Origin of the sequence: Streptomyces sp. NPDC007856 (assembly GCF_042868225.1) — a bacterium.
Classification (GTDB): Bacteria; Actinomycetota; Actinomycetes; order Streptomycetales; family Streptomycetaceae; genus Streptomyces.
Genome location: NZ_JBIAEC010000002.1, coordinates 341,536 through 354,898, shown reverse-complemented (window position 1 = coordinate 354,898; position 13,363 = coordinate 341,536). Strand labels below are relative to the sequence as shown.

At 71.2% G+C, this 13,363-nt stretch carries 13 protein-coding genes and 1 pseudogene; 5 read left to right on the top strand and 9 right to left on the bottom strand.

Features of this window, described 5'->3' with window-relative positions; translation table 11 throughout:
- Nucleotides 1–126: 126 nt before the first annotated feature.
- Together ACFYOH_RS06045 and glnA are read right to left on the bottom strand one after the other, a co-directional pair.
- A complete protein-coding gene (locus tag ACFYOH_RS06045; RefSeq protein ID WP_388621639.1) occupies nucleotides 127–378 on the bottom strand; it encodes a hypothetical protein in 252 nt (83 codons plus the stop codon).
- Between the two features lie 159 nt (nucleotides 379–537).
- Nucleotides 538–1,947 (bottom strand): type I glutamate--ammonia ligase, encoded by a 1,410-nt coding sequence (gene glnA / locus ACFYOH_RS06040; protein WP_388621637.1) that lies wholly within the window; start codon nucleotides 1,945–1,947, stop codon nucleotides 538–540.
- A 209-nt stretch (nucleotides 1,948–2,156) separates the two neighbouring features.
- Here glnA and ACFYOH_RS06035 point away from each other — a divergent pair, with 209 nt between their 5' ends.
- On the top strand, nucleotides 2,157–2,627 hold the full coding sequence (locus tag ACFYOH_RS06035) for an RDD family protein (RefSeq protein ID WP_388621635.1): 471 nt from the start codon (nucleotides 2,157–2,159) through the stop codon (nucleotides 2,625–2,627).
- Between the two features lie 135 nt (nucleotides 2,628–2,762).
- A complete protein-coding gene (locus ACFYOH_RS06030; RefSeq protein WP_388621633.1) occupies nucleotides 2,763–3,263 on the top strand; it encodes a flavin reductase family protein in 501 nt (166 codons plus the stop codon).
- A 6-nt stretch (nucleotides 3,264–3,269) separates the two neighbouring features.
- Here the strand turns inward: ACFYOH_RS06030 and ACFYOH_RS06025 are convergent, their stop codons facing one another.
- The 4 genes from ACFYOH_RS06025 to lipB form a co-directional block, all read right to left on the bottom strand.
- Nucleotides 3,270–3,959: a DUF4191 domain-containing protein gene (locus ACFYOH_RS06025; RefSeq protein WP_388621631.1), complete on the bottom strand. Its 690-nt coding sequence runs from the start codon at nucleotides 3,957–3,959 to the stop codon at nucleotides 3,270–3,272.
- A gap of 70 nt (nucleotides 3,960–4,029) precedes the next feature.
- Nucleotides 4,030–4,227, bottom strand: a complete 198-nt coding sequence (locus ACFYOH_RS06020; protein ID WP_208901281.1) for a hypothetical protein — start codon at nucleotides 4,225–4,227, stop codon at nucleotides 4,030–4,032.
- 242 nt (nucleotides 4,228–4,469) lie between these two features.
- A complete protein-coding gene (gene lipA / locus ACFYOH_RS06015) occupies nucleotides 4,470–5,435 on the bottom strand; it encodes a lipoyl synthase (RefSeq protein ID WP_388621629.1) in 966 nt (321 codons plus the stop codon).
- A gap of 135 nt (nucleotides 5,436–5,570) precedes the next feature.
- A complete protein-coding gene (gene lipB / locus ACFYOH_RS06010) occupies nucleotides 5,571–6,368 on the bottom strand; it encodes a lipoyl(octanoyl) transferase LipB (protein WP_388621627.1) in 798 nt (265 codons plus the stop codon).
- A gap of 248 nt (nucleotides 6,369–6,616) precedes the next feature.
- Here lipB and ACFYOH_RS06005 point away from each other — a divergent pair, with 248 nt between their 5' ends.
- On the top strand, nucleotides 6,617–8,086 hold the full coding sequence (locus ACFYOH_RS06005; protein WP_388621625.1) for a regulator: 1,470 nt from the start codon (nucleotides 6,617–6,619) through the stop codon (nucleotides 8,084–8,086).
- Between the two features lie 94 nt (nucleotides 8,087–8,180).
- Here the strand turns inward: ACFYOH_RS06005 and ACFYOH_RS06000 are convergent, their stop codons facing one another.
- Together ACFYOH_RS06000 and ACFYOH_RS05995 are read right to left on the bottom strand one after the other, a co-directional pair.
- On the bottom strand, nucleotides 8,181–9,554 hold the full coding sequence (locus tag ACFYOH_RS06000; protein WP_388621623.1) for an NAD(P)/FAD-dependent oxidoreductase: 1,374 nt from the start codon (nucleotides 9,552–9,554) through the stop codon (nucleotides 8,181–8,183).
- Nucleotides 9,555–9,757: 203 nt separating this feature from the next.
- A complete protein-coding gene (locus ACFYOH_RS05995; RefSeq protein WP_388621621.1) occupies nucleotides 9,758–10,651 on the bottom strand; it encodes a TIGR01777 family oxidoreductase in 894 nt (297 codons plus the stop codon).
- Nucleotides 10,652–10,716: 65 nt separating this feature from the next.
- On the opposite strand from ACFYOH_RS05995, the gene ACFYOH_RS05990 reads away from it, so the two are divergent.
- Nucleotides 10,717–11,196, top strand: a complete 480-nt coding sequence (locus ACFYOH_RS05990; protein WP_388621619.1) for a GNAT family N-acetyltransferase — start codon at nucleotides 10,717–10,719, stop codon at nucleotides 11,194–11,196.
- 3 nt (nucleotides 11,197–11,199) lie between these two features.
- Here the strand turns inward: ACFYOH_RS05990 and ACFYOH_RS05985 are convergent, their stop codons facing one another.
- Nucleotides 11,200–12,384 carry a MarP family serine protease gene (locus tag ACFYOH_RS05985; RefSeq protein WP_388621617.1) on the bottom strand — a complete coding sequence of 395 codons (1,185 nt, stop codon included), beginning with the start codon at nucleotides 12,382–12,384 and terminating at the stop codon, nucleotides 11,200–11,202.
- Nucleotides 12,385–12,982: 598 nt separating this feature from the next.
- On the opposite strand from ACFYOH_RS05985, the pseudogene ACFYOH_RS05980 reads away from it, so the two are divergent.
- Nucleotides 12,983–13,363, top strand: a pseudogene (locus ACFYOH_RS05980) (hypothetical protein); the annotation flags it as partial.

Genomic DNA, 13,363 nt, shown 5'->3' with positions numbered 1-13,363 from the left:
GTGTGCACCAGCGGACTCCCATGAACAGGTCCCGAACGTCCCTAGGAGCAGCAAAACGTACCTGTGAGTCGGCCGGCTGTCGCTGAGCGTCCCCGGTCACCGTGCACCGGGTGGGGCCCGTCCTGGTCACGACGAGCCGAACTGCAGCAGCCCGATCAGCACCATGACCGCGACCACACAGCCGAAGACCATGGCCGTCGACGCCCATGACGCCCGGCGCGGCACCGGATCCGGGTCGGCGCGGAAGGGCGCCGGACTCGGCGGGTTCTCCTTCCAGCGTGCGGCCAGCATCCGGGCCCGGGCCGAGGGCTCCTTGTGCTCGGCGGAATTCGCCCAGCGATGATCGAACTCCCGCTCCCAGTCGTCGTGTTGCGTCATCCCCGTTCAACCTCTCTCGTCCGGCAGGGCCAGGAGGGATGATCCCCCGGAAGTAGGAAGTCCGGGAAGCGGGAAAAAGTTCCCCCGCCCGGTGGACGGGCACGAGGAAGGCCCCCCGGCTGAGCCGAGGGGCCTGTCCAGTCCGCGGGGGACCGTCTGTCACACGTCGAAGTACAGCTCGAACTCGTGCGGGTGCGGACGCAGCTGCAGCGGCGCGATCTCGTTGGTGCGCTTGAAGTCGATCCAGGTCTCGATCAGGTCCGGGGTGAACACGTCGCCCTGGAGGAGGAACTCGTGGTCGGCCTCGAGCGAGTCGAGAACGGCCGGAAGCGAGGTCGGCACCTGGGCCACGTTCGCGTGCTCCTCGGGAGCCAGCTCGTAGAGGTCCTTGTCGATCGGCTCGGCCGGCTCGATCTTGTTCTTGATGCCGTCCAGACCCGCCAGCAGCAGGGCGGAGAAGGCCAGGTACGGGTTGCCGGAGGAGTCCGGGGCGCGGAACTCGACGCGCTTGGCCTTCGGGTTGGAGCCGGTGATCGGGATACGCATGGCCGCGGAGCGGTTGCGCTGCGAGTACACCAGGTTGATCGGCGCCTCGAAGCCCGGCACCAGGCGGTGGTACGAGTTCACCGTCGGGTTGGTGAAGGCCAGCAGCGACGGAGCGTGCTTGAGGATGCCGCCGATGTAGTAGCGGGCGGTGTCCGACAGGCCCGCGTAACCGGCCTCGTCGTAGAACAGCGGGTCGCCGTTGCTCCACAGCGACTGGTGCACGTGCATGCCCGAGCCGTTGTCACCGAAGATCGGCTTCGGCATGAAGGTCGCGGTCTTGCCGTTGCGCCAGGCCACGTTCTTCACGATGTACTTGAAGAGCTGGAGGTCGTCGGCGGCGGCGAGCAGCGTGTTGAACTTGTAGTTGATCTCCGCCTGGCCGGCGGTGCCCACCTCGTGGTGCTGGCGCTCGACCTTCAGGCCGGACCGCTCCAGCTCCAGGGAGATCTCGGCGCGCAGGTCGGCGAAGTGGTCGACCGGCGGGACCGGGAAGTAGCCGCCCTTGTAGCGGACCTTGTAACCACGGTTGTCCTCCAGGGCGCCGGTGTTCCAGGCGCCCGCCTCGGAGTCGATGTGGTAGAAGCTCTCGTTCGCCGAGGTGGCGAAACGCACGCTGTCGAAGACGTAGAACTCGGCCTCGGGACCAAAGTACGCGGTGTCCGCGATACCGGTCGACGCGAGGTAGGCCTCGGCCTTCTTCGCCACGTTGCGCGGGTCACGGGAGTACTGCTCACCCGTGATCGGGTCGTGGATGAAGAAGTTGATGTTGAGGGTCTTGTCGCGGCGGAACGGGTCCACACGGGACGTGGACAGGTCCGCGCGCAGGGCCATGTCGGACTCGTGGATGGCCTGGAAACCACGGATCGACGATCCGTCGAAGGCGAGCTCCTCGTCCGGGTCGAACGCCTCAACGGGCACCGTGAAGTGCTGCATGACGCCCGGCAGGTCGCAGAAGCGGACGTCGATGAACTTGACGTCCTCGTCCGCGATGAACTTCTTGGCCTCGTCGGCGTTCTGGAACATCCAGCTCCTCCTACTCCCGACCGTCCTCGCCGGGGTGGTAGATCGTTCGTGCGGCCAGTGCGGTGGCACACGCTGGCCTCGACCCTAGGGACGGGTGATTTCTCGGGCGTGACCCATTTGTTTCGCAGAAGTTAACCGGCCACCTGTCCACACTAGCTCCGGGACACCCCGGCGTACCCCGGTCATTTCGGGCCCAGTACCGTTGACGGGTGGACAACAGGCAAGCACTCGGATCGTGGCTCTCCGGCCCTCGCGCGGCCATGGAAGAGGCCGGTGCGGACTTCGGCTACCGGGGCGAGCAGTTGGGTCTCCCCGAGGAGGGGCCGAAGTCCATAGCACGCCCGGGACGGCGGCTCGGCGCGCTCGCCGTGGACTGGGGACTGAGCGTTCTGATCGCATACGGCCTGATCACGAACGGCTACCGGGTGCCTGCGACGAGCAACTGGGCGCTCGGCGTCTTCTTCGTCATGAGCGTGCTGACCGTGGGCACGATCGGCTTCACCCCGGGCAAGCGGCTCTTCGGCATCCGGGTGCTGGCCCTGGAGACCGGTACGGTCAACCCGCTGCGGGCCTTGTTCCGCACGATCCTGCTGTGCCTTGCCATCCCGGCGCTGATCTGGGACCGGGACGGGCGCGGGCTGCACGATCGGCTGGCGAAGACCGTAGAGGTCCGGATCTGACCGTTCTCGGCTGCGGGCGCGCTGTGGCTGATCGCCCAGTTCCCCCCGCCCCTGGGACGCGGACCCGCACCCGGCGATCGTCCGGATGCCCCCCATCCGGTTGCCCGGTCACACCGTCGGCGGCATCGTCGCGGTATGACCGATGCTCAGGATGTGATGGCGGCAGAGGTGACACCGGAGAAGTTCCGGGACGCCATGGCGCGCTTTCCGTCGGGCGTGGTGGTGGTGACCGCCCGCTGTGAGGACGGCACCCCGCGCGGCTTCACGGCGAGCTCCTTCTGTTCCGTCTCCCTGGAGCCACCCCTGGTCCTGGTGTGTCTCGCGGACGCGGCCGACTCGGCGGCGGTCTTCGCACGGTGCGAGCACTTCGCGGTGAGCGTGCTGGCCCCGGAGCACCAGCCGCTGGCCCTGCTGTTCGCCACCAAGGGCGCGGACAAGTTCTCCGACGCCCTGCTGCAGCCGAACCCCTCCGGGCTGCCCGCGGTGCGGCAGGCGCCCGTGCAGCTGGACTGTGCCGCATACGCGCGTTACCCGGCCGGGGATCACACGATCCTGATCGGCCGGGTAACGGGAGTACGGCTGGGCGAGGGTTCGCCGATGGTCTACTGCGAGCGGGAGTTCCGCTCCCTGAACTGAGGAGCCTCAGCGGCCCTTCGGCATCCGCATGCCCTTGGGCATCGGGCCCTTCGGCAGCGGCATGTTGCTCATCGGGTCGCCCAGGGCCTGCAGCCGGTCGTTGGTGGCCGTCACCTGGGGGCCGGTGAGCACGCGCGGGAACTTCAGCATGGTCGTGCGCAGCTTCTTCAGCTCGACCTGGCCCTCGCCGTTGCCGACGATCAGGTCGTGCACCGGTACGTCCGCGACGATCCGGTTCATCTTCTTCTTCTCGGCGGCCAGCAGGCTCTTCACCCGGTTCGGGTTGCCCTCGGCGACCAGCACGATGCCGGCCTTGCCCACCGCCCGGTGCACCACGTCCTGGCTGCGGTTCATCGCCACCGCCGGAGTCGTCGTCCAGCCTCGGCCGATGTTGTCCAGCACGGCCGCTGCGGCGCCCGGCTGGCCCTCCATCTGGCCGAAGGCGGCGCGCTCTGCCCGGCGGCCGAACACGATCGCCGTCGCCAGCAGCGCGACCAGCAGGCCGAAGATGCCCAGATAAACGGGGTGGCCGAGCAAGAAGCCGATCACAAGGAAGACGGCGAGGGTGCCGATGCCGACGGCCCCGAGTACAAGGCCGATCTTCGTGTCGACCTTGCGGGTCATCTTGTATGTGAGAACGATCTGCTTCAGTCGTCCTGCGTTCGCGGCGTCCGCCGCGGTTTCCTTCCTCGCCATGTCACGAAGTCTACGTGGCCCCGGGAGCGCGGACGACGGCAGTGCCCGGGAGGAAGGCACGGGGGAGGGGTCAGGAGCGGCCGGCGGCCTGCTCCAGGAAGCGCTGCGCCTCTACCCGGTCCTTGGCGCGCCGGCGGTCCTCCAGCACGGAGGTCCACGCGTTGCGCCGGGCGGTGCGCTGACCGCCGCTCATGAGCAGGGACTCGACGGCGCGGAGAGCGTCGGTGAAGGACGGGATGGCGGTGGCGCGTACGGGCGCGGCCTGCATGATCGAGGTCCCCCCTCGGATCGATGGTGTACGAGCGGTGATACCAGAGTCACTGATTGGTGTTACCAGGGCGTGTCCGACCGGTCAAACGCCAATGAAGCCTTGATACAGGGCACTGAAACGCCGACGCGGCCCCGACGGCCGCCCTCATCAGCGAGGACGGTCAGGACCGCGTCGTCTCGGCCATTACTGACCGGTAGCTACTTGTGCGCGAATTCACACGCTCGGCTCATGCGCCGGGCTCAGACCGCCTGGGTGGCGACGAACGAGCCGCGCTTCTCGATGGCCATCTGGTACAGCCGCCCGGCCCGGTAGGAGGACCGCACCAGCGGACCCGACATCACACCGGAGAAGCCGATCTGCTCGGCCTCCTCCTTCAGCTCCACGAACTCCTGCGGCTTCACCCAGCGCTCGACGGGGTGGTGCCGGACGGAGGGGCGCAGGTACTGGGTGATGGTGACCAGCTCGCAGCCCGCGTCGTGCAGCTGCTTCAGCGCCTCGCCGACCTCCTCGCGGGTCTCGCCCATGCCGAGGATCAGGTTGGACTTGGTCACCAGGCCGTGGTCGCGGGCCTCGGTGATGACCTTCAGGGAGCGCTCGTAGCGGAAGCCGGGGCGGATCCGCTTGAAGATCCGGGGAACCGTCTCGACGTTGTGCGCGAAGACCTCGGGGCGGGCGGAGAAGACCTCGGCGAGCTGCTCGGGGACCGCGTTGAAGTCGGGAGCGAGCAGCTCGACCTTCGTACGGCCGCCCTCCCGGTCCGCCGTCTGCCGGTGGATCTGGCGCACGGTCTCGGCGTACAGCCAGGCGCCGCCGTCCTCCAGGTCGTCGCGGGCGACGCCGGTGATGGTGGCGTAGTTCAGGTCCATCGTGACCACGGACTCGCCGACGCGGCGGGGCTCGTCGCGGTCCAGGGCCTCGGGCTTGCCGGTGTCGATCTGGCAGAAGTCGCAGCGCCGGGTGCACTGGTCGCCGCCGATGAGGAAGGTCGCCTCGCGGTCTTCCCAGCACTCGTAGATGTTCGGGCAGCCGGCTTCCTGGCAGACCGTGTGCAGGCCCTCGCTCTTCACGAGGTTCTGCATCTTCGTGTACTCGGGACCCATTTTCGCCCGGGTCTTGATCCACTCGGGCTTGCGCTCGATGGGGGTCTGGCTGTTGCGGACCTCCAGGCGCAGCATCTTGCGTCCGTCGGGTGCGACTGCGGACACGACCGGCTCCCTGCTGTTCGACTTACGTAGTCTTCGATTCCTCGGCGTACCCCAGCCTACGCCCGTGTTCATTGCGCCCTGCCGACGAGATCAACCTCGCGGTCGCAGGGCGCATTCCCCCGGACGGCCGATGGCTCAGGCGGACGCCTTCTCGATCACCCGCGGCTTGAGGTCCGCGTTCTCCAGGACGTCCTTCAGGTGCTTCTCGACCACCGGCAGGACCTCCTCGATGCTGACGTCCCGGCCCAGCTCGCTCGCGAGGGAGGCGACTCCCGCGTCCCGGATCCCGCACGGGATGATCCGGTCGAACCACTTGTTGTCGGGATTCACGTTGAGCGCGAAGCCGTGCATCGTGACGCCCTTGGCGACCCGGATGCCGATCGCGGCGATCTTGCGGTCCTCGCGGCGCTGGCCCGCGTTGGAGGGGGCGTACTCGGGGCCGTTGAGGCGGGGGTCGAACTCCGGGTCGCTGATCCGCGGGTCGAAGTCCAGGGAGAGCCCGCCTAGGGAGGGCCGCTGCTCGATCGGGTCGCCCAGCACCCACACACCGCTGCGGCCCTCGACCCGGGTGGTCTCCACGCCGAACTCGGCGCAGGTGCGGATGAGCGCTTCCTCGAGCCGCCGTACGTGGGCGACCACGTCCACCGGGCGCGGGAGCTTCTGGATCGGATAGCCCACCAGCTGGCCGGGGCCGTGCCAGGTGATCTTGCCGCCGCGGTCCACGTCGATGACCGGGGTGCCGTCCAGAGGGCGCTCGCTGTCCTCCGTGCGGCGGCCCGCCGTGTACACCGGGGGATGTTCCAGGAGGATCACGGTGTCCGGGACCTCGTCGGCGAACCGGGCCGCGTGCACCCGGCGCTGCTCGTCCCAGGCCTCCTGGTAATCGACGGCATCCGCACCGAACCCCATGCGGACGAACCGCAACTCACTCACGGCAAGCGCCTCCCTCAGCGACCGAGCAATCGGTGTGTCAGGCACGTAAAGCGCCCACGCCACTGTACGTCCGTCCGGCGTACGTCAGCCCTCCGGGCGTTTCTCACACGATCGGATGAATGCCAGGCGGAATGTGCGATCGCCTGCTCACTCTCCGCTACATTCACGCCGTTCGTGAGGCCATAAGGGCTGCTCAAAGGCAAACCGGGCACATCGTCGGGCCCGGAAGGCAGGAGACCGCACCGCAGATGACGGACCGACCCGCGCAGCGCACCCCCAACCGCCAACTCGCCGCGCTCATCGCAGAAGCGGGGTTCTCCAACGCGGGGCTGGCCCGTCGCGTCGATCAGCTCGGCCTGGAGCACGGGCTGGACCTCAGATACGACAAGACCTCGGTCACCCGCTGGCTGCGCGGACAGCAGCCCAGGGGTACGACCCCCGCCCTGATCGCCGAGGTCTTCACACGCCGGCTCGGGCGCCGGCTCACGGCCCAGGATCTCGGCCTGGACGCCTGCGCGCCGGTGTACGCCGGGCTGGAGTTCGCGGCCACCCCGGAGGAGGCCGTCGACATCGTCAGCGGTTTGTGGCGCAAGGACTCCGGCAGCCACGCCGAGCTGCGCAAGATCGCCTTCACCCCGGCGGGGCTCGTGGTCCCCAGCCGGGACTGGCTGATCGGCAAGGCCGACGACAAGGTGGCCCGCGAACCGGCACCCCGGGTGCCCGCGCAGAGCCGCTCCGCCCCGGCCAAACCCCAGGTCCGGCCGGTGCTGCCGATGCCGCCCCGGGCGCGCGGGCACGCCGAGCGCGCCCCCGGGAACAAGGTCACGGGCGGCGACATCAGCGCGCTGCGCTCGGTCGGCGAGCTGTTCCGCACCCTCGACGACCGGTACGGCGGCGGCCACGCCCGGCAGGCCCTGGTGCGCTACCTGGAGCACGAGTGCGAGCCGATGCTCCGCGGCGCCTACGACGAGCAGACCGGCCGCAAGCTGTTCGCCGCCGCCGCCGACCTCACCCGGCTCGCGGGCTGGACCTCGTACGACATCGCGGCCCACGGACTCGCCCAGCGCTACTTCGTGCAGGCCCTGCGGCTCGCCCAGGCGGCCGGCGACCGGGCGTACGGCTCCTACGTCCTGGTCACCATGAGCCGCCAGGCCGTCTATCTCGGCCACGGCAGGGAGGCCGTACAGCTGGCGCGGGTCGCCCAGCAGGGCATGGGCACCGGCGGCCCGCCGGTCGTGCAGGCGCTGCTCCACGCGTCCGAGGCGAGGGCGCACGGCGTGCTCGGGGAGGTGCGGGCGTGCACGGCGGCGCTCGTGCGGGCCGAGCGCGCCCTGGAGGCGGCCCGGCCCGGGGACGAGGTGCCGTACTGGGCCAAGCCTTTCGACGAGGCCCAGCTGGCCGACGAGTTCGGGCACTGCCACCGAGATCTGCAGCAGTTCCGGGCGTCCGCCCAGCACGCAGAGCGCTCGCTGCAGCTCCGCGCGCCCTCCTTCGCCCGCAGCCGGCTCTTCTGCCGTGTCGTCCTCGCCACGGCCCGCCTCGGCCTCGGCGAACTCGACCAGGCGTGCGCGCTGGCCGCGGAGGCCGCCGGGCAGGCCGCGGAGATGCGGAGCGCTCGCGCCGTGGAGTACGTGCGGGACTTCGAGCGCCGGCTCGAGCCTTATCGCGATGCGGCACCTGTGCGGGGGTATCGGGAGAAGGTGGCGGCGTTGGGGTAGTCCGTTGCTACTCGCCGTTCGGGTTTGGGTTGTCTGTTCAGTTCGCGCCGTCGTGGCTTGTCGCGCAGTTCCCCGCGCCCCTTCGGGGGGCGCCTTACGCCGCCCTTGGCAGAGTAGGTGCCGGGTCTGCGCGATTCAGGGAACCCGCCGCGCCCAGGTCGGCCAGGATCGCTGCCGTCGCCCTGTGGGCCGAGTGCAGGGCGCCCTGGACCGTGCTGGTGTCGCGGTGGTCGCCGCAGACGTAGAGGCCGGCCAGGAGGCGGACGGGGCGGCGCAGGTCGTGCGGGGGGCGCATGGCCGGGACCGCTTCCGGGGTGTGGTGGACCGCCAGCGTCTCCCAGCGGCGCGTCGAGGTGCGGTAGAGACGGGAGAGGTGGATGCGGACGGCGGTGTCGATCCCTTCCGGCGGAGTCCCGAGCACCGTCGAGGAGATCAGTACCCGGCCGACCGGGGCCCGGCTCGGGTCCACGTTGCTGAGCACCGCCGTGTGGGCGACCGGGCCGCCGCGGTCGGCGTCCAGCAGCAGTGAGGTGCCGGTCGCGAAGGCGGGCGCCGGGTCGTCGGTGGTGTGGTGGACCACGGTCACCGGGTGGAAGTCGGGCACCCTCAGGCCCGGCAGCAGCTCCGCCGCCGCCCGCGCGTCCGTCGCCAGCAGCACCGCCCGGCAGCGGATCGCGCCGTGCTCGGCGGTGGCCACCGAGGTCGTGGACACCGAGGTGACCCGCACCCCGGTGTGCACGGTGCTGGGCGGCAGCGCGCGCGCCAGCAGCTCCGGCAGCACCTCCGCGCCGCCCTCCGGCACACACAGACGGCCGCTCGCGAAGGCGCGCAGCGCGAGGTCGGCGCACCGGCTGGACGTGGTCAGCTCCGGGTCGCACAGCAGGGCGGCGAGCAGCGGGCGCAGAAAGCCGTCGACCGTGCGCGGCGGCAACCCGCGCTGGGCGAGCGCCTGGCGGGCGGGCATCTCGGGCCGGGCCAGGATGCGTTCGACCGGGGTGGCGGCGATCCGGCCCAGCGCGGCGCCGAGCCGGGCCTGGTCGACCGCGCCGCCCACCGGCGCGCCCACCCGGCCGGGGGTGGCCGCCGGACCCCTGGGGGTGCTTGCGAGGGCGCGCACCACATGGAGTGCGCCCCTTGCGCCCCTTGTGCTCCCTCCGGTCGCCGGTGCGCCCGTGCGCTGGGTGCGTCCGTCGCGGTGCAGCAGGACGCCCGGCGCGTAGGTGCGCAGGACCAGGGAGTCCAGGCCCGGGGTCGTGCGGAGTTCGGGGTAGGACGTGGACAGCAACTGTCCGATGCGGTCGAGCCGGAAGCCGTCGACCTTCTCCGTCGACATGCGGCCGCCGGCGTAAGGGGCGGCCTCGAGAACTGCGGTCGAGATTCCTGCGCTGGTCAGCCGGTGAGCCGCCGAGAGTCCGGCGATTCCGGCTCCCACGATGACGACGTCCACCTGGTACGCGGGCTCAAGCACGAGGCCCCTCCTGTGGGTTGCGCGGCCGGTGGAGACGTCATGCCCCCAACTGGCTCCGTGGATACCCGAGTTCGGGACGAGGTTAGGTCCGTGATCGGTCGCAAACAGTCGCGCATCAACAGGGCACGGTCGCATAGAGGTCGCATACGGTCACAACAGGTCTCAGGGGATCGCAGGAGGCCGCACGAGATCTCGTGCGCACATCAGGCCGCCCGGATGGCTTCGTCGATCCCCGGGAACGCGAACCGGAACCCCGACTCCAACAGCCGCTTCGGCACCACCCGTTGGCTGCCCAGCACATCCCCGGCCAGCTCGCCCAGCGCCGCCCGCAGGACCGGTGCCGGCACCGCGAACGGCGTCGGCCGGTGCAGCACCCGGCCCATCGCCGTGGTGATCTCACGGTTCGTCAACGGCTCGGGCGCGGTCACATTGAACGGCCCGGACAGCTCGTCGTGGTCGATCAGGTGCCGGATCGCGGCGACCTCGTCGTGCAGCGCGATGTACGACCAGTACTGCCGCCCGTCGCCCAGCCGCCCCCCGAGCCCCGCCCGGAACAGCGGGAACAGCCGCCCCCAGGCCCCGCCGCCCCGCGCCACCACAAGCCCCGTGCGCGGGAACACCGTCCGCACGCCCGCCTCCTGCGCGGGCGCCGCCGCCTCCTCCCACTCCACGCACAGCGAGGGCAGGAAACCGTCGCCCGGTGGCGCCTCCTCGTCCACCACCCGGTCGCCGGTGTCGCCGTAGATGCCGATCGCGCTGCCGCTGACGAAGACCCGCGGCGGCTCGGGCAGCGCGGCCACCGCCTCCGCCAGCGCGGCCGTACCCAGCACCCGGCTGTCCCGCAGCCGCCGCTTGTACGACGCGGTCCAGCGCCGGTCGCCGATCCCGGCGCCGGCCAGGTTCACCACCACGGCACAGCCGGTCAGCCCGCGCGCGTCGACGTACTGGCCCTCGGGGTCCCAGCAGACCTCGTCCGGGCCCTCGGCTCCCCGTCGCACCAGTCGTACCACCTCGTGCCCGTCCGCGGTCAGGGACCGCACCAGGGCGCTGCCGATGAGCCCGGACGCGCCGGCCACGGCGATTCGCATACGCTCCATGGCCCCAGCATGCCCGCGCGAAAACCCCGTGAGGCGCTCCGACGGCCCGCCTTAGGGTGATCGTCATGCCGGAGCCGTACATACGCATCGCCGTGCCCGCCGACGACGAGGAACTGGTCCTCCTCGACCGGTCCACCTGGTCCACCCTGCACGCCGTGTCGCCCCCGCCGCAGGGGCCGTTCTTCGACGAGCGCCACCTCCCGGAGGACTACCTGGTCGCCGAGACCGACAGGCGGATCGTCGGCTATGTCCGCATCGGCCGCCCGACCCCGCTCGCCTCCAACGCGCACGTCCTGCAGATCCAGGGCCTCGCCGTCGCCGAGGCGGCGCGCGGGCGGGGCCTTGGGCGCATGCTGCTGCGGGCCGCCGTCGAGGAGGCGCGCGAGCGCGGGGCGCGGCGCCTCACCCTGCGCGTGCTCGGGCACAACGCCCCGGCCCGCGCGCTGTACGAGTCCGAGGGGTTCGTCGTCGAGGGGGTGCAGCCGGAGGAGTTCCTCCTCGACGGCGCCTACGTCGACGACGTGTTCATGGGCCGGCGCCTGTGACCGTCAGGAGCTGACCAGCTGGCCCGTGTCCACCGGCACCGTCGCCGTGGCCGCGCGCTGGGCGTCGCCCGCCACCTCGTCCGCCGTCAGCGCATACCCCGTCTCGGCGTCCGAGGTGGAGCGCGCGAAGACCACCCCGAACACCTTGCCGCCCGTGGTCAGCAGCGGGCCGCCGGAGTTGCCCGGCCGGACCGTGGACCGGATCGAGTAGATGTCCCGGGTGACCGTGCTGTCGTTGTAGATGTTCTGCCCGATCGCCCGCACCCGGCTCGCCACCGTCGCCGCCTGCAGGTTCAGGCCGCCGTCCTGCGGATAGCCCGCGACCACGGCAGAGTCCCCGCGCGCCGCGCTGGAGTCGAAGTGCAGCACCGGGGCGCGCAGCCCGGGCACGTACAGCACCGCCACGTCCCGGTCGGGGTCGAAGAGCACCACCCGGGCCGCGTACGTCCGCCCGACGCCGCCGATCCGCACGCTCGGGTGGTCGATGCCCGCCACCACGTGCGCGTTGGTCATCACATGCTGCGCGGAGAAGGCGAAACCGCTGCCCTCCCGGCCCTCGTTGCCCGAGACGCCCTCGATCTTCACCGTGCTCAGCTTCGCGGCGCTCGTCGCGGCCGGGGTGACGCTGTCCCCGGAGGGGCGGGCCACCTGGGCCGTCGACTCGTTCTCGAACGGGTTGAAGACCTGCGGGAAACCCGCCTCGGTCAGCGCCGACGTGGCCCGCGAGAACCACGCGGGCGTGGTGTCCGGCATCGCGTCCTGCACCGCGCCCAGCAGCGTCGAGTTCCGGATCGCCGTGTTCAGCGTCTGCGACGGGGCCGCGCCCAGCACGCTCGCCGCCACCCAGGCCACGATCAGCACCGCGACCGAATTCGCCGCCGCGCCCCCTATCCCGTCCAGCACCCGCAGCGGGCCCCGGTCCAGCTCCCCGCGCAGCCGCAGCGCCAGCCGGCCCGCCAGCTCGTGGCCCACCACCGCGGGCACCAGCACCGTCGCCACCGCGAGCGCCGTCGCCTGCGTCGTACCGCGCTCCACCAGGCCGGTCACCCAGGGCAGCACCCACACGCCGACGACGGCACCGCCGACGAACCCGGCCAGCGAGACACAGCCGGCCACCAGACCGCGCCGGTAACCGGACACCGCGTAGCCGAGCATCACCAGCACAAGCACCAGGTCGAGCAGGTCCACGGAGCCGCCTTTCTCTCGGACCCCTCAGTACGGACGGGACGGGCCCGGTGATCAGTCACCCACACACGGGCACGGCCGCCGGACGGCGAACCGGCCACTTTGTATGTACCCCCAGAAACGTCCTGGACCGGGATGATGGTTCCGCCAGGTGGCAGAGTGCACATCGCGGGCACGGCCCGGCCGCCCGAGAGTGGTGCTCATGCACGCCGTCCGAAGAACACTGGAGACGCCCCGGCACCGCCACAGGCGGGGCGCGTCGGGGACGCAGGACATACCGGCAGAGCCGGAGACATGTGACGCCTCGGGGACCCCGGGGCCGTCGGAGCCGTCGGAGAGCCGGGAAACCCCCAAGACGCCGGAGCCGTCCGGGCCCCGCAAGGCGTCGCGGCCCTGGAGACTTCCGGTACTCATCGGCCGCCGGGCCCTCCGCAGAGCCTGCGGCGGCCGGCAGCCGATGGGAACACCCGGGATACCCGAGGCACCCCAGGCACCCGGAGCTTCGCGGCCCCAGCGGCCCCCCGCGGCGTCCGCGGACTCGCCGAAGCCACCGGCACCGGCGCATTCGCCGGAGCCACCCGGGGTGTCGGCCATACCGAGGATGCCGTCGGACAAGCCGGGACCGTCGGCCATACCGGCCACGCTGTCCGATACACCGGCGGCGCCGGTCACGCCGGAGACGCTGTCGGTTCCGCCGGGGCCGTCTGTCATTCCGGCCACGCCGTCGGACGCACCGCAACCGCCGACGGCACCGGAAACGCCGTCGGACAGGCTGGGGCCGTCGGTCATACCGGGGACGCTGTCCGATACGCCCGGGGTGCCGGTCACGCCGGAGACGCTGTCGGTCACGCCGGGACCGTCGGTCGTACCGGCCACGCTGTCGGTCACGCCGGGGCCGTCTGTCATTCCGGCCACGCCGTCGGACGCACCGCAACCGCCGACGGCACCGGAAACGCCGTCGGACAGGCTGGGGCCGTCGGTC